Annotated in this window: 18 protein-coding genes; 9 read left to right on the top strand and 9 right to left on the bottom strand. The window is 64.3% G+C overall.

The annotated features are described in order from the left end of the window. Positions 1-24: 24 nt before the first annotated feature. Positions 25-855, top strand: coding sequence for a kinase (locus AC1DMY_RS01570; protein ID WP_477163289.1), 831 nt, complete (start codon positions 25-27; stop codon positions 853-855). On the opposite strand, the gene AC1DMY_RS01565 is transcribed toward AC1DMY_RS01570, so the two are convergent. Beyond that, positions 856-1,200, bottom strand: a complete 345-nt coding sequence (locus AC1DMY_RS01565) for a YbjQ family protein (protein WP_046970402.1) — start codon at positions 1,198-1,200, stop codon at positions 856-858. It abuts the gene before it with no gap. Between the two features lie 69 nt (positions 1,201-1,269). Then, the gene (locus AC1DMY_RS01560; protein ID WP_477163288.1) at positions 1,270-2,103 is read right to left on the bottom strand and encodes an NAD-dependent epimerase/dehydratase family protein; all 834 of its coding nucleotides are present in this window, start codon (positions 2,101-2,103) and stop codon (positions 1,270-1,272) included. Between the two features lie 58 nt (positions 2,104-2,161). Between AC1DMY_RS01560 and AC1DMY_RS01555 the strand changes: the two genes are divergently transcribed. The 5 genes from AC1DMY_RS01555 (at position 2,162) to AC1DMY_RS01535 (ending at position 8,395) form a co-directional block, all read left to right on the top strand. Beyond that, positions 2,162-2,695 (top strand): shikimate kinase, encoded by a 534-nt coding sequence (locus tag AC1DMY_RS01555; protein WP_477163287.1) that lies wholly within the window; start codon positions 2,162-2,164, stop codon positions 2,693-2,695. Continuing rightward, on the top strand, positions 2,692-3,795 hold the full coding sequence (gene aroB, locus AC1DMY_RS01550) for a 3-dehydroquinate synthase (RefSeq protein WP_477163286.1): 1,104 nt from the start codon (positions 2,692-2,694) through the stop codon (positions 3,793-3,795). Before AC1DMY_RS01555 ends, aroB begins: the two co-directional genes overlap by 4 nt. Before the next feature lie 206 nt (positions 3,796-4,001). Continuing rightward, positions 4,002-4,262 carry a WGR domain-containing protein gene (locus AC1DMY_RS01545; RefSeq protein WP_046970406.1) on the top strand — a complete coding sequence of 87 codons (261 nt, stop codon included), beginning with the start codon at positions 4,002-4,004 and terminating at the stop codon, positions 4,260-4,262. Between the two features lies 1 nt (position 4,263). Further along, the gene (gene hemE, locus AC1DMY_RS01540; RefSeq protein ID WP_477163285.1) at positions 4,264-5,334 is read left to right on the top strand and encodes a uroporphyrinogen decarboxylase; all 1,071 of its coding nucleotides are present in this window, start codon (positions 4,264-4,266) and stop codon (positions 5,332-5,334) included. A gap of 253 nt (positions 5,335-5,587) precedes the next feature. Further along, entirely contained in the window at positions 5,588-8,395 is a 2,808-nt protein-coding gene (locus AC1DMY_RS01535; RefSeq protein WP_477163284.1) for a valine--tRNA ligase, read from the top strand. Between the two features lie 355 nt (positions 8,396-8,750). Here the strand turns inward: AC1DMY_RS01535 and rimI are convergent, their stop codons facing one another. From rimI to pssA, 3 genes are read right to left on the bottom strand one after another with little or no spacing between them, the layout of a single operon-like run. Then, on the bottom strand, positions 8,751-9,221 hold the full coding sequence (rimI, locus tag AC1DMY_RS01530) for a ribosomal protein S18-alanine N-acetyltransferase (protein WP_477163283.1): 471 nt from the start codon (positions 9,219-9,221) through the stop codon (positions 8,751-8,753). 7 nt (positions 9,222-9,228) lie between these two features. After that, a complete protein-coding gene (locus AC1DMY_RS01525) occupies positions 9,229-9,711 on the bottom strand; it encodes a hypothetical protein (RefSeq protein WP_477163282.1) in 483 nt (160 codons plus the stop codon). Next, a complete protein-coding gene (gene pssA, locus AC1DMY_RS01520) occupies positions 9,711-10,481 on the bottom strand; it encodes a CDP-diacylglycerol--serine O-phosphatidyltransferase (RefSeq protein WP_477163281.1) in 771 nt (256 codons plus the stop codon). Before pssA ends, AC1DMY_RS01525 begins: the two co-directional genes overlap by 1 nt. Positions 10,482-10,681: 200 nt before the next feature. On the opposite strand from pssA, the gene AC1DMY_RS01515 reads away from it, so the two are divergent. From AC1DMY_RS01515 to AC1DMY_RS01505, 3 genes are all read left to right on the top strand, one after another. Beyond that, complete coding sequence (locus AC1DMY_RS01515; RefSeq protein WP_477163280.1) at positions 10,682-11,107, top strand: DUF4124 domain-containing protein; 426 nt, start codon at positions 10,682-10,684, stop codon at positions 11,105-11,107. A gap of 92 nt (positions 11,108-11,199) precedes the next feature. Beyond that, entirely contained in the window at positions 11,200-12,897 is a 1,698-nt protein-coding gene (locus AC1DMY_RS01510; RefSeq protein WP_477163279.1) for a proline--tRNA ligase, read from the top strand. A 327-nt stretch (positions 12,898-13,224) separates the two neighbouring features. Continuing rightward, positions 13,225-13,551 carry an H-NS histone family protein gene (locus AC1DMY_RS01505; protein ID WP_477163278.1) on the top strand — a complete coding sequence of 109 codons (327 nt, stop codon included), beginning with the start codon at positions 13,225-13,227 and terminating at the stop codon, positions 13,549-13,551. 70 nt (positions 13,552-13,621) lie between these two features. Here the strand turns inward: AC1DMY_RS01505 and AC1DMY_RS01500 are convergent, their stop codons facing one another. The 4 genes from AC1DMY_RS01500 to AC1DMY_RS01485 all read right to left on the bottom strand — a co-directional run bounded on the left by AC1DMY_RS01500 (position 13,622) and on the right by AC1DMY_RS01485 (position 18,842). Next, a complete protein-coding gene (locus AC1DMY_RS01500) occupies positions 13,622-14,956 on the bottom strand; it encodes a porin (protein WP_477163277.1) in 1,335 nt (444 codons plus the stop codon). Positions 14,957-15,049: 93 nt separating this feature from the next. Next, on the bottom strand, positions 15,050-16,378 hold the full coding sequence (locus AC1DMY_RS01495) for an MFS transporter (protein WP_477163276.1): 1,329 nt from the start codon (positions 16,376-16,378) through the stop codon (positions 15,050-15,052). A 353-nt stretch (positions 16,379-16,731) separates the two neighbouring features. Then, a complete protein-coding gene (locus tag AC1DMY_RS01490) occupies positions 16,732-17,409 on the bottom strand; it encodes a response regulator transcription factor (RefSeq protein ID WP_477163275.1) in 678 nt (225 codons plus the stop codon). A gap of 158 nt (positions 17,410-17,567) precedes the next feature. Then, the gene (locus AC1DMY_RS01485) at positions 17,568-18,842 is read right to left on the bottom strand and encodes a threonine/serine exporter family protein (protein ID WP_477163274.1); all 1,275 of its coding nucleotides are present in this window, start codon (positions 18,840-18,842) and stop codon (positions 17,568-17,570) included. Between the last annotated feature and the right edge of the window lie 118 nt (positions 18,843-18,960).

Raw genomic sequence — 18,960 nt, 5'->3', positions numbered from 1 at the left:
CTCGCGCGCGCCATCATGGCCGGCATGTCTCCAGATGCTAGCACGCAGAATTCGACCCTGGCCGGGCACCTGCTCGACCAATATGCCGGACGCATTGCCCGCGCCCGCCGCCCTTACGTACTGGGGCTTTCCGGCCTGCAAGGCAGCGGCAAGAGCACCCTGGCGCGGGAAATGAAGGCCCAGGCCGAAACCCGCGGCTGGCCTTGCGAGGTGCTGTCGCTGGACGACTTCTATTATTCGCGAAGCGAACGTGAAGTCCTTGCTCACCAGATCCACCCGCTACTTCGCACCCGCGGCGTGCCGGGCACCCACGAAATCGAGCTGTTGCTGTCGGTGCTGGCCGCATTGCCGCAGGCTTCTGACAAGTTGCCGGTGAGTTACCCGCGCTTCGACAAGGGCCGCGACACGCGCGTGGCACCATCGAAATGGCCCAAGGTGATCCGGCCGCCCAAGCTGGTGATCCTCGAAGGCTGGGCGCTGGGCCTGCGCCCGCAGTTGCAGGCAGCGCTGGAAGAACCGGTCAATTCGCTGGAACGCGACGAAGACCCCGAAGGCATCTGGCGCCACTGGGTCAACAAGCAGCTGCGCGCCTACCAGCCGCTGTGGCGCAAGCTTGATGCCTTGATCGTGCTGCAGGCGCCCAACTGGGAAATCGTGCGCCGCTGGCGCAGCCAACAGGAAGAAGACCTATTGGCCCGCCATGCGCCGCTGGCGATGGACGCCGACACGATGCTGCGCTTTCTCGCCCACTACGAGCGACTGAGCCGCCACGCGCTCGCCACTTTGAAGGAACAGGCCGATACCTCGGTGGAATACGACGATGACCGTCACGTCATCGCGCTCAACCACAGCTGATCAGGCGACCGGCTCGACCACCACCGCCGTACCGTAGGCCAGCACTTCGGTCACGCCTTCGGCCACGTCGTTGGCGTCGTAGCGCATGCCGATCACGGCATTGGCGCCACGCTCCGCCGCATGGCGCATCATCAGCTCGAAGGCCTCTTCGCGGGCCTTTTCGCACAGTTCCGTGTAGATGGTGATATTGCCGCCCACCAGCGTCTGCAAGGCGGCGCCGAGATTGCCCACCACGCTGCGCGAACGCACGGTGATGCCGCGCACGATGCCCATCGGGCGGACGATGCGATAACCCGGCAGCTCGTTGCCGGTGGTGATCATATGGAGCGACACATTGCTGGGCATGGAACTCTCCGAAGTGAGTGAAGTATCACAGCTGATCTTGGCTGGACGACGGCGGGCCCTGATCGTGACTCAAGCATCGCCGGCCAGCAACGCAGCGTAGCCCTCGCGCGCATCGGGCCATTGCGGCACGAAGCCGCTGGCTCGCAGTCGTGCATTGCTCAAGCGTTTGCTGCCGACGCCCGCTGGCGCCTCGCCCTCGGCGGGAAGCGGCGCGTGCACGCGTCGCGCAAGCTCGTCATAGAGCGCGTCCAGCGGCAGCGGCGTGTTGTCGACGCCAAGGTAGAGCGGCAACGGGTCGTGTGCGAACAGCAGATGCACGATGGCCGCTGCGGCGTCATCGACATGGATGCGATTGGCCCAGTGCGGTGTCGCGCGCGGCACGCGCACGGTGCCGTTGCGCAGGCGTTCGATCAGCTGCATGCGCCCCGGCCCGTAGAGCCCTGCCAGACGCAATGTCACGGCGGGCGCGCGCGCCGCGGCATAGTGCTCGGCTTCCAGCAACACGCGTCCGTTGAACCCGGGCGGCGCTGGTGGCGTTTCTTCGTCCACCCATGCATCGCCATGTTCGCCATAGACCGCACTGGAGGACACGAACAGCAACCGCTGCAGCGCTCGCGTGTCGAGGGCGTCCAGCAGGTGTCGCAAGCCATCCACGAACACCGCGCGATACAGCGTCTCGTCGCGCGCATCGGGCGTCGGCAGGTAGACGATATGCGTGATGCCATCAGGCAGCGCGCGCATGGTTTCCGGCTTGGTCAGGTCGCCCTGTATCCAGTGGATATCGTGCTCGTCGGCGGCAACGCCACGCCGCAATGCCCAGACCTCGTGACCACGCCCCCGCAGGAGGCGCGCCACGCGCAGGCCGACATCGCCCGCACCGGCAATCAGGACGCGCGCGCTCATGGCATGCTCTCCTGCCCTGGCCGCCACCGCGCGCTTTCGCGCCTGCTAGCATTTACCCATGAATCCATCGTGCAACCTGTTCATCGTCGGCCCTACCGGCGCCGGCAAGACGTCCATCGGGCGTCGGCTGGCTGACCATTATGGGCTGAGCTTCATCGATATCGACCAGGAAATCGAACGGATTTGCGGCGTGCCGGTCGGCACCGTGTTCGAGATCGAGGGCGAGGCCGGCTTTCGCCAGCGCGAGAGCGCGCTGCTGGAGGAAACCAGCCTCCGCAGCGGCGTGGTGATGGCCACCGGCGCCGGCGCCGTGCTCGATCCAGCCAACCGGCGCCTGCTCGCCGAGCGCGGCTACGTGCTGTGGCTGCAGGCCACGCTGGAACAGCAGCTTGAGCGCCTGGCGCAGGATCGCCAGCGACCGCTGCTTGCCGGGGTGGACCGCGCAGAACGCCTTACCGCCATGGCGAAGAGTCGCACCTCGCTCTACGAGGAACTGGCTGACCTGGCGATCCCCGGCGCCCACGAAACCGTGCATGCCGCCAGCGCACGGAGCATTCTCCTGATCGATCAGCATTGGCAACGAGCCGCATGACCACGACCACGCACGCCCAGCCCCGCACCATCGACGTTGCCCTCGGCGATCGCAGCTATCCCGTGTGGATCGGCCCCGGCCTGCTTGCCGATAGCGCCCGGTGGCGCAGCGCCCTGCGCGGCCGCCATGCGCTGGTGATCAGCAACACCACGGTGGCGCCGCTCTATCTGGAACGCGTGGCCGCGGGACTGGACGGCCTGCACTGGTCGAGCTTCCTGCTCGACGATGGAGAGGCGCACAAAACATTCGCCAACGTCGGTCGCGCACTGGAAGCACTGGCTCAGCTGGGCGCCACGCGCGATGCCTGCGTGGTCGCCCTGGGTGGTGGCGTAGTGGGCGATCTGGCGGGCTTCAGTGCAGCCTGCTGGATGCGTGGCATCGACTTCATCCAGATGCCGACCACCCTGCTGTCGATGGTGGATTCGTCCGTCGGCGGCAAGACCGGCGTGAATCTGCCCGCGGGCAAGAACCTGGTGGGCGCCTTCCACCAGCCTCGCGCGGTGATTGCCGATACCGACACGCTCGCCTCGTTGCCCGAACGCGAATACCGCGCAGGTCTCGCCGAAGTGGTGAAAGGCGCGGCGATTGGTGACCCGGCGTTCTTTGCGTGGCTGGAAAACAACGCCGCTGCGTTGAACGCACGCGAGAGCGCACCGCTGATCGAAGCGATCGCACGCAAGGTGCAGTACAAGGCTGGCGTGGTTGCGCGCGACGAAACCGAACAAGGCGAACGCGCCCTGCTCAACCTCGGTCACACCTTCGGCCACGCGCTTGAAACCGCCGGCAAATACCAGGTGCTGCTGCATGGCGAAGGTGTCGCCGTGGGCATGCTGTTGGCCGCGCAATTGTCCGAACGCATGGGCATGAGCGAGGCGGCAGATACTGCACGTCTGCATCGACTGCTGGCTGCGATGGGCCTGCCGAGGACGATTCCTTCCGGCATGGATCCCGAACAGCTGCTCGCGCTGATGCGGCTGGACAAGAAGAATCTGGCGGGCACGCTGCGGCTGATCCTGTGGCGGGGTATTGGACGCGCGGAAATCGTCAGCGGCGTGGATGAGAAGGATGTTTTGGCGGTGCTGGAGCAAGCGGCACGCTGATTGGCTTGGCTTCGTCGTTGTCGCGCACAGGGTGCGCTCCCACACGAGCCGCTGACACCTGTGGGAGCGCACCCTGTGCGCGACGCGGCACGCCGAGAGACTCGCATTTGCCCCAACGCGACACGCCGCCGCACTCGCCCCCCAGGGGCGAAGCCTTCTAGAATGCGGGTCTGCGGTTGACCGCCCTTATCTTCGAACCGGATTCCATGCGCCTCTACCTGCAAGCCATGACCGCCACCGCCGAGGCGCCGCGCTATGCCCAGATCACGCTGGAGCAGGACTTGCTGGGTGGCTGGACGCTTTATCGCGAATCGGGTGTGCAGGGTGGCAAGGCCACCCTCAAGCGCGAGCAGTTTCTCGAGCGTGACGACGCGCTCGCCGCCTTCGAAAAAGCACGCGACGCGCAGATCAAGCGCGGCTTCCGCGTGATGTTCAGCCAAGGCCTGGATGGCCCGTACGGACCTTAAGATGACCCAAGCATTGAAGAACGACCGCTTCCTGCGCGCCCTGCGCCGGGAGGCCACCGATACCACGCCCGTATGGGTCATGCGTCAGGCCGGCCGCTACCTGCCGGAATATCGCGCCACCCGCGCCCGCGCCGGCAGCTTCATGGCGTTGGCGCAAAGCCCTGAGCTGGCCTGCGAAGTGACACTGCAGCCGCTGGAGCGCTTCGAGCTGGACGCGGCCATCCTGTTCTCCGACATCCTCACCATTCCCGATGCGATGGGGCTGGGACTGAGCTTTGCGCAGGGCGAGGGCCCGCAATTCGCGCATCCCGTGCGCACGCGCGGCGACATCGAAAAGCTCGGCGTGCCGGATATGGAAACCGAGCTGCGCTACGTGATGGATGCGGTGCGCGTGATCCGAAAAGAGCTGGACGGTCGCGTGCCGCTGATCGGTTTCTCCGGCAGCCCGTGGACGCTGGCCTGCTACATGGTGGAAGGCCAGGGCTCGCGCGACTTCGCCCGCCTCAAAGCCATGTGCTGGAGCGAGCCCGCGCTCGCCCACCAGTTGCTCGACACGCTGGCCCAGGCCGTGGCGGCCTATCTGATCGCCCAGGCTGCCGCCGGCGCCCAAGCGCTGATGATCTTCGACACCTGGGGCGGCCTGCTTGGCCCCGCGCCGTTCCGCGAGTTCTCGCTGCGCCATATGGCCCAGGTGGTCGAGGCGCTGAAGGCCCACCCCGCAAGCCGCGACCTGCCCGTCACCTTGTTCTCCAAGGGCGCCGGCCAGCACCTGGCCACCATGGCCGACACCGGCTGCACCGCGCTGGGCGTGGACTGGACCGTGGATCTTGCCGACGCCCGCCAGGCTGTGGCTGGCCGTGTCGCCCTGCAGGGCAACCTGGACCCGGCGATCCTGCAGGCCAGCCCCGAGGTCATTCGCCGCGAAGTGCGCCGGGTGATGGACAGCTACGGCAACCATCCGGGCCATGTGTTCAACCTGGGGCATGGCATTACGCCGGAGGTGAATCCGGAGCATGTGAAGGTGCTGGTGGATGAGGTGCACGCGTACGGCCGCCAGCTGCGCAGCTCTTAACCCCCTCTCCCCTTTGGGGAGAGGGCTGGGGTGAGGGGCGGGTGCTCGCGGGAAGCGCACCTACCCCACAGAAAAAGCCCCCATATTCCAACCAAGCGTTCGGGCCAGCCCCGCCCCCTCATCCCAGCCCTCTCCCCGCAGGGGAGTAGGAGCTAGAAGCGGGCTTTTGGCACCCCAGCCGCCCCGCCCGTACAATCGACCCTTTACCGACTATCCCCACGCGCCCGCCCCGGCGCGCAATCGCGAGCCCCTGATGGACAAGAGTTTCGAGCCCGGCCAGATCGAATCGAAGTGGTATGCCGCCTGGGAAGCCAGCGGCGACTTCAAGCCGTCCGGCCAGGGCGAGCCCTACTGCATCCTGCTGCCGCCGCCGAACGTCACCGGCACGCTGCACATGGGCCATGCCTTCCAGCAGACCGTGATGGACATGCTGATCCGCTACCAGCGCATGCGCGGCATGAACACGTTGTGGCAGGTGGGCACCGATCACGCAGGCATCGCCACGCAGAAGATCGTCGAGAACCAGCTCGCCCTGGACGACAAGACGCGCCATGACCTGGGTCGCGAAGCGTTCGTGGAACGCGTATGGAAGTGGAAGGAAGAATCCGGTTCCACCATCACCAACCAGATGCGCCGCATCGGCGCCGCCGCCGACTGGTCGCGCGAACGCTTCACCATGGACGAAGGCCTTTCGGAGGCCGTGCGCAAGGTGTTCGTCGAGTGGTTCCGCGCCGGCCTGATCTATCGCGGCAATCGCCTGGTGAACTGGGATCCGCTGCTGGGTACGGCGGTCTCCGACCTGGAAGTGAACAACGTCGAGCGCGACGGCCACATGTGGTCGATCCGCTACAACACGGCCGACGGCAAGGACAGCGTGGTGGTGGCCACCACGCGTCCGGAAACCATGCTCGGCGACGTCGCCGTGGCGGTGAATCCGGAAGACGAGCGCTACACGCACCTGATCGGCAAGACGCTGCGCCTGCCGCTGAGCGGCCGCGAGATTCCGGTGATCGCCGACGATTACGTCGATCGCGAATTCGGCACCGGCTGCGTGAAGATCACGCCCGCGCACGACTTCAACGACTACGCCATCGGCCAGCGTCACCAGCTGGCGCCGATCAACATCTTCACCCTGGACGCGAAGGTCAACGAGAACGCGCCGGAAAAATACCGCGGCATGGACCGCTACGAAGCACGCAAGGCCGTGCTCGCGGATCTGGAAGCCGAAGGCCTGCTCGTCGAAACCAAACCGCACAAGCTGCAGGTGCCGGTGAGCCAGCGTTCGGATGCCGTGATCGAGCCGATGCTCACCGATCAGTGGTTCCTCGACCTCACCAGCGAGAAAGGCCGCAAGGAAATCACCGAGCCGGCGTTGGAAGCCGTGCGCGGGGGCGAAATCAAGTTCGTGCCGGAGAACTGGAGCACCACCTACACGCAGTGGCTGGAGAACATCCAGGACTGGTGCATCAGCCGCCAGCTGTGGTGGGGCCACCGCATCCCGGCGTGGTACGACGAAGCCGGCAATATTTTCGTGGGCGAAGACGAAGCCGACGCGCGTGCGCACGCCAGCACGACGCCGGTGGGCGCGCTGCGCCAGGACGACGACGTGCTCGACACGTGGTTCAGCTCCGCGCTGTGGCCGTTCTCCACGCTCGGCTGGCCGATGGACGGCCCGGTGAAGGACGAGCACGGCAACGTCGTGGCCGATTGGGCCAACGACAACGTGTTCCTGCCCAGCGCCGTGCTGGTCACCGGCTTCGACATCATTTTCTTCTGGGTCGCGCGTATGGTGATGGCGACCAAGTACTTCACCGGTCGCGTGCCGTTCCGCCACGTCTACATCAACGCCATCGTGCGTGATGCGGAAGGCCAGAAGATGTCCAAGTCCAAGGGCAATACGCTCGATCCGCTGGACTTGATCGACGGCATCGAGCTGGAGCCGCTGGTGGCCAAGTCCACCAAGTCGCTGCTGATCCCGCAGGTGCGCGACAAGGTGGAAAAGCGCATCCGCAAGGATTACCCGACCGGCATTCCCGCCATCGGCACCGACGCGCTGCGCTTCACCTTCGCCGCGCTTGCCAGCTATAGCCGCACGATCAACTTCGACATCAAGCGCGCCGAAGGCTACAAGGCGTTCTGCAACAAGCTGTGGAACGCCGCGCGCTTCGTGCTGATGAACCTGCCTGAAGGACAGCTGCCCGCACCGGGCGGTGCACCGGTCACCGAGGCCGAGCGCTGGATCCTCACGCGCCTCAAGCAGACGCTGACCGACGTCGAACAGCACTTCGCCAGCTATCGCTTCGACCTGCTCGCTCAGGAGTTGTACGAGTTCACCTGGAACGAGTTCTGCGACTGGTTCCTGGAGCTGTCCAAGCCGGCTTTGAATGGCGACGATGCCGCGGCTGCGGCGTCCACGCGCCACACGCTGGTGGTCGTGCTGGAAACCATCCTGCGCGCGCTGCATCCCATCATCCCGTTCATCAGCGAGGAGATCTGGCATTCGGTCGCACCGAAGCTCGACCTCGACGCGAAGTTCCTGCTGGAGCGCCCGTGGCCGAAGGCCGGCGACATCGTCGCCGACGATGCAGCTACGGCAGAAGTCGAATGGTTCAAGAACGTGCTGAGCGGCATCCGCCGCATCCGCGCGGAAATGAATATCGCCCCCGGCAAGACCATCCCTCTGCTGCTCGCCGACGGCGACGCGAGCGATCGCGCACGCGCCGCCAAATTCGCCGCACAGATCAGCTTCCTTGCCCGCGTGGACGCGCCGCAGTGGATTGAATCGGGCGCCAACGAACCAGCCGCCGCAGCCGCCGTGGTGGGTTCGATGCGCGTGCTGATTCCGCTTGCCGGCCTGATAGATCTGGGCGCGGAGAAGACTCGCCTTTCCAAGGAAATCGGCCGCATCGAAGTCGAGATCAAGAAGTGCGAAGGCAAACTGGGGAACGCCAACTTCGTCGCCAACGCACCGGCGGAAGTGGTGGCGCAGGAGCGCCAGCGCATCGCCGATTGGGGTGTGCAGCTGACGGCGCTGCGCGAGCAGGCGCAAAAGCTGGGCTGAGGCGATTCGATCGCCTCTTCGGTCTTCCCGCTACGCCGCAACGGGCCGTAGCGGGGAGGCCTTAAAGCGAAGTCTCAGGTGCATCCGCACTAGCTCTTCAACTATTGGCCTGCCCGCTTGTCTGTGGGAGCGCCCCCTGTGCGCGACGGCCACGCCTGGGTGTTCCGCTCCGTAGGTTTGTCGCGCACAGGGTGTGCTCCCACAAAGAGCCGCCCGCCAAGCCTGATCCACCACCTCGGGCCTGCGTGCTCCCTTGTAGGAGCGCACTTGTTCGCGACCGCAGCGCGTGGGTGTACCGCTCCGTCGGCTGGTCGCGCACAAGTGCGCTCCTACACAAACAGCCGTCCGGCGTCCTCTACCCCGCCACCAAATCCAGCGCCATCACAATCGCATCCTCCCGCCCATCCTTCGCCGGGTAATACTTCGGCCGCCGGCCGATCTCCTCAAACCCCAGCGAACGATAGAGATTCTGCGCCGAGGGGTTGGACGGCCGCACCTCGAGGAACACCCGCCCCGCCCCATTCCATCGCGCGATATCCAGCAGCCGACGAAACAGGAAGCGCCCCAGGCCGAGTCCACGATAATCCGGGCCGACACACACATTGAGGACGTGCGCCTCGCCCGCGGCCACGGACAACACGCCATAGCCAGCGATCACCCCATCCACCCACATCACCCAGCACGGATGCCCCGCCTTGAGGCAGTCGCTGAAGATGCCAGCCGTCCAGGGAAAGTCGTACGACGCGGCCTCCAGCGCTGCCACCATGGGCACGTCGTCGCGGCGCATGGCGCGGATTTCGGCGTGAGGGCGGGCCACGGCGACCATGCAGGGATTACTCCGCGGTAGCGACCAGTGCGCGGCGCAGACTGCGCAGCGCATTCCACAGGCGACGCTTGCCTGCACCCGAGGCGAGCACGCTCGCCGGTTCGTCGGCCAGCACGATGTGGGCGCGACTCAGCGCCGCCGCCGGCAGTTCGCGACCCAGCGCATGCGCCTGCGCTTCGCCGAAGACCAGATAGGCACGGGCTACCGGTGCAGCCGGCAACTGGCCATTGCTCACTTCAATGCGCGGCGCGCGCGCGATGGCGGCGCCGCAGGCCATCAGGGCGCGGCCCACCAGATCGAGCTCACGCGGCGAGCAGCCTGCAGGCAGCACCACGATGCAATCGCCGGACACGACCTCGGCCAAGGCATCGACCACCGGCGCCTCGCTCGCAACAGGCCCCGCCACCACGCTGCGCCGCACCCAGGGCGTGACGCCGAGCGCGCGCAGTACGCGCTCGCGATGGGACGTGGCCCGCGCGAGTCCGGTCATCAGGCCACTCCCCGGCGACGGCGACGCGTGGCGCGTCCCCACAGGGTCATCACCGGACCGGACAGCAAGTAAAGGGTGAACACCACGAACAACACGCGCGGCGGATCAATGAAGAACGGCACCAGCACGAGCACGCCGATCAACACCCACAGGAACGGCACGCGATCGCCCATCGGCAGCGATTTGAAGCTGTAGTAGCGAAAATTGCTCACCATCAGCAGACCCACCAGCACCGCCATCACCAGCGTGAGAAAAGGTACCTCGGCACCCAGCACACCGAACTTGTCCATGCTCCAGACGAACGACATGCAGACCGCTGCCGCTGCCGGACTGGCCAGGCCCTGGAAATAGCGCTTGTCGACCACGCCCACCTGCGTATTGAAGCGCGCCAGGCGCAGCGCGGCACAGGCCGCGTAGATGAAGGCGCCGGCCCAGCCGATCTTGCCCCAGGTCGGGCCATAGTCCTTCAAGGTGGACAGCGACCAGGTGTACATCACCAACGCCGGCGCCAGGCCAAAGCTGACCAGGTCCGACAGCGAGTCGTACTGCACGCCGAACTCGGTCTGGGTGTTGGTCAGACGGGCCACGCGGCCGTCCATGCCGTCCAGCAACGCCGCCACGAACACGGCAATGGCAGCCGAACTGAAATCGCCGGCGATGCTCGTCACGATCGCGTAGAAGCCCGCAAACATCGCGCCGGTGGTAAACAGGTTCGGCAGCAGATAAATGCCCCGGTGGCGCGGGGGGCGGACGGGCGTACTGTCGCTCATGAATCAATCCGTGACGGAATGCGCGCAGTGTAAACCATCCCCCGCTTGAGTCCGGCTGGACGGGGTGCAAGGATGCTACGGCGTCGCAGGGGGACGCGGCCGGCCTCGCCGGCGCACCGGGCCAGGCCCGGCAAGTCCGCCCGGAACGACTACGCTTTCCTTAACAAACCTGCACACAGCCCAAGGTCCCGGAGCCCACTATGCGTCGACTGTTGATCGCCACCGCGCTGCTGCTCGTCGCCCCCCTGGCCCTCGCCCAGGCCTACAAGTGGACTGATGCCGGCGGCACCGTGCACTACTCCGACGCGCCGCCGCCGCAGGGCACCAAGTACAACAAGGTCACCACCTCGGGCTCGGTCGAGCCGTTGGCTGCGCCTGAAGCAACCAGCAATCCCGAAACGGCCGGCCACAACCAGCCGCAGGCCGCCCAGCAACCCATGGCCGATACGCCCGAAAACCGCACCAAACTCTGCGCCAATCTCAAGAACAACATGGAGATGCTCAAGAGCAGCGGACCGGTGGTGATGCAGGAAGGCGACCAGCAGAAGGTCATGAACACCGACCAGCGCAAGCAGCAACAGGCCGCCGCCGAAGCTCAATATCAGCAGTATTGCTCCGGCAACTGAGCCTGCCTCAGCGGGAAGAAGCTGCCGCGGCCCGCGAGTTTGAGCGTCGCGGGCCGCTATAATCGGCCTCTTTCTCCGCCGGATCCGCTCGCATGCGCCTCAGCCAATTCCACCTGGCCACCGTCAAGGAAGTCCCTGCCGACGCCGAAATCGCCAGTCATCGCCTGATGCTGCGCGCCGGCATGATCCGCAAACTGGCCGCCGGCCTGTATACCTGGTCGCCACTGGGCCTGCGCGTGCTGCGCAAGGTGGAGGCTGTGGTACGCGAGGAAATGGATCGCGCCGGCGCGGTCGAGCTGTTGATGCCGACCATCCAGCCCAAGGAGCTGTGGGAAGAAAGCGGCCGCTGGTCCAAGTTCGGCCCGCAGCTGCTGAAGGTCAAGGATCGCAAGGAGCAGGAGTTCTGCTATGCGCCGACCGCCGAGGAAGTGATCACCGATTACGCGCGCAACGAGCTCAAGAGCTATAAGCAGCTGCCGGTCAACTTCTATCAGATCCAGACCAAATTCCGCGACGAGATCCGCCCGCGCTTCGGCGTGATGCGTGCCCGCGAGTTCCTGATGAAGGACTCCTATTCCTTCCATCTCACGCAGGACTCGCTGCAGCAGACCTATGACGCGATGTACCAAGCCTACTCGCGCATCTTCACGCGCCTGGGCCTGAAGTTCCGCGCCGTGCAGGCCGATACCGGCGCCATCGGCGGCAATGCCAGCCACGAGTTCCAGGTGCTGGCCGATTCGGGCGAAGACGCCATCGCGTTCTCCGATGCTTCCGACTACGCAGCCAACATCGAGAAGGCCGAAGCGCTCGCGCCCACCACGGCGCGCCCTGCCCCGGCCGCCGAACTCACGCGGGTGGCTACGCCCACGCAGAAGACCATCGAAGACGTCGCCAGCTTCCTCGAGGTGTCGCCGCAACAATGCGTGAAGACCATCGTGGTGCGCGGCACCGATGGCCTGGTCGCGCTATGCGTGCGTGGCGACCACGAAGTCAATGAAGTGAAGGCCGGCAAGCTGGCCGAAATGCCGGGCGAATCCGTGCTGGCCACGGAAGAGGAAATCCTCGCCATCACCGGCGCCCGCCCGGGTTTCATCGGCCCGGTGCAGCTGCCTGCGGAAATCCCGGTCATCGTCGACCGCGACGCCGCTGTGCTCGCTGATTTCGTCTGCGGCGGCAACCAGGACGGCACCCACTACACCGGCGCCAACTGGGATCGCGACGCGCGCGTGACCCGGGTGGAGGACATCCGCAAGGTCGTGGCTGGCGATGCCTCGCCGGACGGCAAGGGCACGCTGCACATGGCCCGCGGCATCGAAGTGGGCCACGTGTTCCAGCTCGGCACCAAGTACGCCGAGGCGCTCAAGGCCACGGTATTGGATGAGAACGGCAAGGCCCAGGTGATGATGATGGGCTGCTACGGCATCGGCGTCAGCCGCATCGTGGCGGCCGCCATCGAACAGCGCCATGACGACGCCGGCGCCATCTGGCCCGAGCCCATGGCGCCGTGGCGTGTGGCTGTGTGCGTGATCAATCCCAAGAACACGCCGGAGATCGCGCAGGCAGCCGATGCGCTCTACCAGGCCCTGCAGGGCCGCGGCATCGACGTGGTGCTGGACGATCGCGGCCTGCGTCCGGGCGCCATGTTTGCGGATATGGAACTCATCGGCATTCCGCATCGCGTGGTGGTCAGCGAACGCGGCCTGGCGGCCGGCACGCTGGAATACCGGGCGCGCAACGAAGCCGAAGCGCGGGCCATCAGCCAGGACGAGCTGTTTGCGCTGCTGGGCTAATCGCCCCGGAAAGCCTCAAAAAGCGGTCGCCTAGCGGCCGCTTTTTTTTATTCGCATCACTCCATTCCCCTGGACGCTTGTGGGCAGCATGGGCACCTTCGGAGCTCGCAAGGCCAGCGCCGAGGTCCCTCTACCCCCTCAAACCCGATACGGCCTTTGGCCCCTATTGGCATTATTTTCGCGACCGATCGCTAAGAATTTTTCCCCAATCAGTACTATTTGCTTTGCAACAGTTCAGTTAATCGGTAAAAATCAATAATCCAAAAGAGGTACTGCTTAAGTCGCAGTACCCAAGTCAGGCAGTCACACTCACCCCGGGAGTTACGCATGGCAGTTGATCTCAAGAGTCTCAACCATAACCAGCTCAATGACCTGATCAATAAAGCGCAGGTTCGCCAGCAGGAGTTGCGCAAGGAAAAAGTCGGCAAGCTGCGCGAGAAAATCCACGCACTGATCAAGGCCGAGGGTTATTCCTTCGAAGATATCTTCGGCAATGCTCGTGGCGGCAAAACGCGCCGCAGCGGCGGCACGGTGGCGCCCAAGTATCGCAATCCCGCCGACCCCGAACAGGTATGGTCCGGCCGCGGCAAGCGTCCGCGCTGGTTCAACGATGCGCTGAAGGCAGGCAAAAAAGAAAAGGATCTGGCGATCTGATCGCTAATCCGCAGTGATAAGAAAGCCGGCCATTGGCCGGCTTTTTTTTTCGCGTTGGTTTTCGGCGCGCTTAGAACTGAAAACGCACGCCCACCATCGGATCAATCGTCGACCTGTGCAGGTAACCCGCGGCGAGACCGTCCGAAACACGCGAGAACATGGCACCCGTATAAGCGTCAAATCCCTTGGCAAAGTTGTGCCAGACCAGACGCACCGAATAGGCATCGAGCTGACCGCTGCAATTGGCCGCGCTGCGTTCATGACAAATCGTTTTGCCATAGGCGTTCTGGTTGTAGTGATAGTAGGCGCCGGTAAGGTCGAAATCCTTGTTGATGGCGTACTTCACGCCAAACCACGATACGCCGAGGCGCTTGGTGTGCGGGAATGCCTCATTGTTGACCACGCTGAAGGTGTAACCCCCGAGGCCGGTGAAGCCCGGCTTGAGCGGGCGCGAAGGATTTTCGAATTCGATGCGCTCGAAGCCCGCATACAGCTTGAAAGGGCCGTGTGTATAGCTTCCGTCTAGCGTCCACGAGGTGTTGTCCGAAACAACGGCGGCAAGCGAATCGTGCGGCATCGTCTTGGCTTGTACGGCATTGAGCGAGGCGGCGGACACGCCATCCTTCTTGCTGGCGTAGACCGCTTCCATCGAGAAATCCTGCCCATCGAAGCCTGCGTTGAGTTGCCAGCCCGTGCCCTGGCCGCCATGTCCGCTGTCAACCTGGTACAAGGCGGCCAGCCGCAAGCTGTCCCATTTCCCGTTGTACTTGAGCGAATTGTCGGCGCGCGCATCCTGTGTATAGCCACCACCCGAGGTGGTGCCCTGAAGGCCGATCACCGAGAACGCATACGAGCCGTTCATCGGATCGTAGCGACCGATATTGTCGAGCAGCACTGTATTGTTGCGTCCGGCCGTCAGCGTTCCCAGCTCCTTCGAACTCAGACCGACGAATGCCGGGCCGTTGAACACCTGGCCCGCACGCGACGAATCGCCTGCCGACTTCTGCGTGTCCAGCGCGCGACCGTTATTGTAGGTAAGCGAGGCAAGGCTATCGGAAAGTCGACCCGACTGCGGATTGAAGCCAACCTCGAAGTTGAAGACGAAGGCCACGCCGCCGCCCAGATCCTCCTTGCCTTTGAGGCCGATGCGCGATTGCGAAAGTCCGTTCGGCGCTATCGTCGTCTGCGCCTTGTCGCTGTTCTTTGCAATCAGGTAGGCCACGCCAACGCCCCAGTCCTTGCTCAGTGGCGCGCCGTGTGTCTGGTGCACGATGCCGATGTCGTAGGTTCCATACAGGGTGATGCCATGCCAGGTCAGTTCATCGGCAGCCTGTGCCGTGGTCGTGGCGCCGGCCGCACTGAGCAACGCGGCCAGCGATAAGGCATTGCGCATTCTTCTCTTCATCAACCAGCTCCTCGACTTTTCGCAGGAAAAAAGCCCGCACTTTCCCAAGGCCCGCTTGCGCGGACCGGAAGATGCGGAAGGGAAAGGTGCTGCTTAGTCCTCGATCAACGAGGTTTTCTTGGTATCGGGGAGGAAGAGGTAAACCAGCAACGAGCAGCCGATGCACGCCGTGACGTACCAGTAGAACCCGCTCTCGTGGCCGCTCTGCTTAAACCACAGCGCGACCGTCTCCGCGCTGCCGCCGAAAATCGCGACAGCCAATGCATAGGGAAGACCCACGCCGAGGGCACGTATCTCGACGGGAAACAGCTCAGCCTTCACGACCGCGTTGATCGAGGTGTAACCCGACACGACCACCAGCATCAGCATGATCAGTGCAGAGGCCTCGTAGGGACCCGTGACGCCTCGCAACGTGCTGAGTACCGGCACCGTCAAGAGCACGCCCAGCACGCCGAACGAAATCAGGATCGGACGCCTGCCGATGACATCGGACAGGCCACCCACCAGCGGCTGCAACACCATGTAGACCAACAACGTGGCGGCGTTTACCAGAGTAGCCGTCTCCTTGCTCAGGCCGACACTGAGCACCAGGAACTTCGACATGTAGGTGGTATAGGTGTAGAAGGCCAGCGTGCCGCCCATGGTCAAGCCGACCACGATCAGCGCCGGACGCCAGTGCTTGACCAACAAGCCCAGCGAACTCTCCCGGCGGACAGTCACTGCCTTGGCCTGGTTGCTTACGAACGCCGCGGTCTCGGCCATGTTCCGGCGCAGGAACAGCGCGACGACAGCCACGGCGGCGCCAATCGCGAACGGAACACGCCATCCCCAGGCCTTGAGCTGCGTCTCGGTGAAAACCCATTGCTGCAGAACGATCAGCACACCAAGCGCCAGCAACTGGCCTGCGATCAGCGTGACGTAGAGGAAGCTGGACCAGAAGCCCCGTCGTTTGCCGGCGGCCATTTCGGACAGATACGTCGCCGAACTGCCGTACTCGCCGCCAAGACTCAGGCCTTGCATCAAGCGCGCAAAGACCAGCAACACGGGCGCGGCGATACCGATGGTCCCATAGGTCGGACAAAGCGCAATCAGCAGCGAACCTGCGCACATCAGTACGATCGAACGCATGAGCGCCGCGCGGCGTCCGTGGCGGTCGGCGTACCGGCCGAAATACCAGCCACCGATGGGTCGCATGAGAAAGCCGACCGCGAAGATGGCCGCGGCGTTTAGCGCTTGCGATACGGCATCGCCTTGCGGAAAGAACGCCTTGGCGAAGTACAGCGAGAACGAGGTATAGACATACCAGTCGTAGTACTCGACCAGGTTGCCGATCGAGCCACCCATGATCGACTTCAGTCGTTGCATGGACGACAGCGACTGCATGGCATCGATGCCAGGAAATTCCCCTTCCTTGCCCCTCATTGCGTCTCCCCTTGCTTGATCACGCGTTGCGCGCGAAGCGACTTCCCCGTGGTAGCCGCGTGGCGTTCATCCATCCTAGGGACGCATGCTGGGGCGACAAATAGCTAATTGGTACTAACGCACCGCAACATAAACGAAGGTCGAGCGATGTCACGCCGGCATGCACATTTGATTTGGCCATCCATATCCGAGTCTTAAGAACGGGCATAGATCACCGTTTCAAGCAACCCGCACAACGGGGCGTACGCTCGATCGTTCCATCGACCTCTTTGATGATCACGGGTCGCTCATCGGGGCCCGGACCTAAGGCGATCAATCCGGCCGGCATGGGCGTGCGCCATAGCGAGGCGTCGTCAGCTGATGCCTTCATCGCGAACCTGCAATGGTGCATGCGTCGAGTCAAGCAGGAGGCTGCGTATCACTACCGCTGCCTGCGTGCGCGTACTGCACTGGAGCTTTTTAAGGATCGTGCTGACATGGACCTTGACGGTGTTTTCCGCCAAACGCAGTTCGTCGGCGATCTGCTTGTTGAGCCGACCCTCGCCAACGCAAAGCAACACTCGCAGTTGTTGCGCGGTCAGGGAGGTGAGGCGCCGCCGGGTCCTGGCATCCGCACTGCCAGCATCGACTTTGCCGGCCGGGAACCAGGTGCCGCCGGCGAGCACGATCTCGATCGCATGGCCGATGTCCTTCGCCGCGGCTGACTTCGGCACGAAAGCGGCCGCATCAAATTGCTTGGCGCGGTCCACCGTATACGGATCATCGTAGGAAGAGATCACGATCACTGGCATATCCGGACGCACGCAGCGCAGATACACCAAAGAGGAAAAACCGTTGACGCCGGGCATGGCAAGATCGAGCAGGGCGAGATCGAACGCTTCCGACATGACGGCCGCCTCCAGCGCCGCCTGGCTCGCCACTTCGACGATGTTCGCGTGCGCATCGCGCGCGGCCAGCACATAGCGCAAGGCCAACCGGAACATCGGATGATCATCGGCAATCAGAACGCTACGCGGCCGCCCTTCAACCATCGATTTCGGCTGCAATCTTTTCCCCGTTCGGCAGAGTGGTCGTCGCAGCCCAAACAAAGAAAGCCGGATGGTGCTTCGTCAGAAACATACTACGCCACGACGTACCCGCTATTTTCGGGTTGTCCTGTCAGCGAACACCGACGCTTCGCCGGTAAGCTTCAAAGGGAGCGGCGCGGCGCGATCAACAGGTCGCCAAACAGCAACCCCGCCACCAACGCGATAAGCAACGTGATCAGCAGCATGGTGCTGTCCATGCCCAGCGTCGTATCGCGCTCCAACATATACGACACGCTGCGAAATCCCACACTACCCGGTACCAGCAAGATGATCCCGGGCTCACGGATCATCGCACCCGGCCGATGCACGAAACGCGCATACAAATTGGCGACACTGCTGAGGATCAAGCCTCCCAGGAACACGCCGAAAGGCGCCGCCGGCAATCGGCCGGCCAAAGCGCCGCCCCAGCGCGTGGACAAATAACCGAGCACGACCGCGGCCATCACCACCAGCCAATCGCGTCTCGCCGCCCTGAACGAAATCGCAAAGGCAAAGGCGCCCACGATCAAGGCCGGATAGTCTGTCCAAGCCGGCAGCGGCGGCAGCGCGTAATCACGCCCTTCCACACCAAAGGCACTGCATAGCTGAGTGGCAGCGACCGTACCGAAGGTCAGCTTGATCAGCGTGGCGATTGCGCCGCCCATGCGCGCCACGCCGGCTACCAGATGTTGGCTGGAAATCTCGCGCACCGCCGTCGTAAGGGCCATGCCGGGCATGAGGACGATCAGTCCCGCCAGAATCACCGACTTGATTGCCAGCGGCACCACGAATTGGCTGACCACGATGGCGATGGTCGTCGCTACCAGGGCACTGATCGCCTCGCTCGCCACCGCCAGGCGCGGACGCGTGGCCGACAGCACGGTGATGGTGCCGATGATCAGGCCGATCAACGCGGCCGTGACCAGGTCGGCCCACGAGCTGTGCAACAGCAGCGCCACCACGCTCGCGGCGGCGAGGCCATAACTGGCAATCACGCCGGCTTGCGCACGCCGCGTATCCGGCCTGCCCAGCTCGCGCAGCAGGCGAAAACCTTCGCGCAATTCGATGTCGCCGGCGATCACCTTGTCGGCAATGGCGTCGGCATCGCTCAGGCGGCCGAGGTTCACATCGCCAGGCGCCAGGCGCATCACCTGTGTCACCTGCGCCACCTCGTCCTCGCCCTGGGACAGGTCGGTGAACGAAATGATGATGGCCGTGGGGCTGGACCACACGTCCGCCACCAGCCCCAACCGCTGGGCCGCACCCCAGATCGCCCCCTCCAGACGCGGCGCCGCCGTACCGTACTGATGCAGCCGCCGCGCCAGCTCCAGCAGGAATGCGATGCGCGTATTGAGCGGCGCGAGGGCCAGCGGGGTGAGCACGGCGGGAGGGTTCATCGCGTGACCGTGGGGGCGACGTTGGTCGCGGATGATGGTGGCTGGGTCATGGGCATGACCGTAGTAAAACTGATTTGGATGGCTTTTTATAGGAGCGCAGTTGTGCGCGACCAGCCGG

The organism is Dyella sp. 01L423, from assembly GCF_056399945.1.
Note: the sequence above shows the minus strand (reverse complement) of the source record. Positions and strands in the feature narration are given on the sequence as shown.

What these genes read in the sequence shown, in the direction of transcription:
- AC1DMY_RS01535 (WP_477163284.1), top strand. Translation starts at nt 5,588, where the DNA reads ATGGACAAGAGTTTCGAGCCCGGCCAGATCGAATCGAAGTGGTATGCC.
- AC1DMY_RS01545 (WP_046970406.1), top strand. Translation starts at nt 4,002, where the DNA reads ATGCGCCTCTACCTGCAAGCCATGACCGCCACCGCCGAGGCGCCGCGC.
- rimI (WP_477163283.1), bottom strand. Translation starts at nt 9,221, where the DNA reads ATGGTCGCCGTGGCCCGCCCTCACGCCGAAATCCGCGCCATGCGCCGC.
- AC1DMY_RS01505 (WP_477163278.1), top strand. Translation starts at nt 13,225, where the DNA reads ATGGCAGTTGATCTCAAGAGTCTCAACCATAACCAGCTCAATGACCTG.
- AC1DMY_RS01565 (WP_046970402.1), bottom strand. Translation starts at nt 1,200, where the DNA reads ATGCCCAGCAATGTGTCGCTCCATATGATCACCACCGGCAACGAGCTG.
- AC1DMY_RS01560 (WP_477163288.1), bottom strand. Translation starts at nt 2,103, where the DNA reads ATGAGCGCGCGCGTCCTGATTGCCGGTGCGGGCGATGTCGGCCTGCGC.
- AC1DMY_RS01570 (WP_477163289.1), top strand. Translation starts at nt 25, where the DNA reads ATGTCTCCAGATGCTAGCACGCAGAATTCGACCCTGGCCGGGCACCTG.
- AC1DMY_RS01525 (WP_477163282.1), bottom strand. Translation starts at nt 9,711, where the DNA reads ATGACCGGACTCGCGCGGGCCACGTCCCATCGCGAGCGCGTACTGCGC.
- AC1DMY_RS01515 (WP_477163280.1), top strand. Translation starts at nt 10,682, where the DNA reads ATGCGTCGACTGTTGATCGCCACCGCGCTGCTGCTCGTCGCCCCCCTG.
- AC1DMY_RS01555 (WP_477163287.1), top strand. Translation starts at nt 2,162, where the DNA reads ATGAATCCATCGTGCAACCTGTTCATCGTCGGCCCTACCGGCGCCGGC.
- AC1DMY_RS01485 (WP_477163274.1), bottom strand. Translation starts at nt 18,842, where the DNA reads ATGAACCCTCCCGCCGTGCTCACCCCGCTGGCCCTCGCGCCGCTCAAT.
- hemE (WP_477163285.1), top strand. Translation starts at nt 4,264, where the DNA reads ATGACCCAAGCATTGAAGAACGACCGCTTCCTGCGCGCCCTGCGCCGG.
- pssA (WP_477163281.1), bottom strand. Translation starts at nt 10,481, where the DNA reads ATGAGCGACAGTACGCCCGTCCGCCCCCCGCGCCACCGGGGCATTTAT.
- aroB (WP_477163286.1), top strand. Translation starts at nt 2,692, where the DNA reads ATGACCACGACCACGCACGCCCAGCCCCGCACCATCGACGTTGCCCTC.
- AC1DMY_RS01510 (WP_477163279.1), top strand. Translation starts at nt 11,200, where the DNA reads ATGCGCCTCAGCCAATTCCACCTGGCCACCGTCAAGGAAGTCCCTGCC.
- AC1DMY_RS01495 (WP_477163276.1), bottom strand. Translation starts at nt 16,378, where the DNA reads ATGAGGGGCAAGGAAGGGGAATTTCCTGGCATCGATGCCATGCAGTCG.
- AC1DMY_RS01490 (WP_477163275.1), bottom strand. Translation starts at nt 17,409, where the DNA reads ATGGTTGAAGGGCGGCCGCGTAGCGTTCTGATTGCCGATGATCATCCG.
- AC1DMY_RS01500 (WP_477163277.1), bottom strand. Translation starts at nt 14,956, where the DNA reads ATGAAGAGAAGAATGCGCAATGCCTTATCGCTGGCCGCGTTGCTCAGT.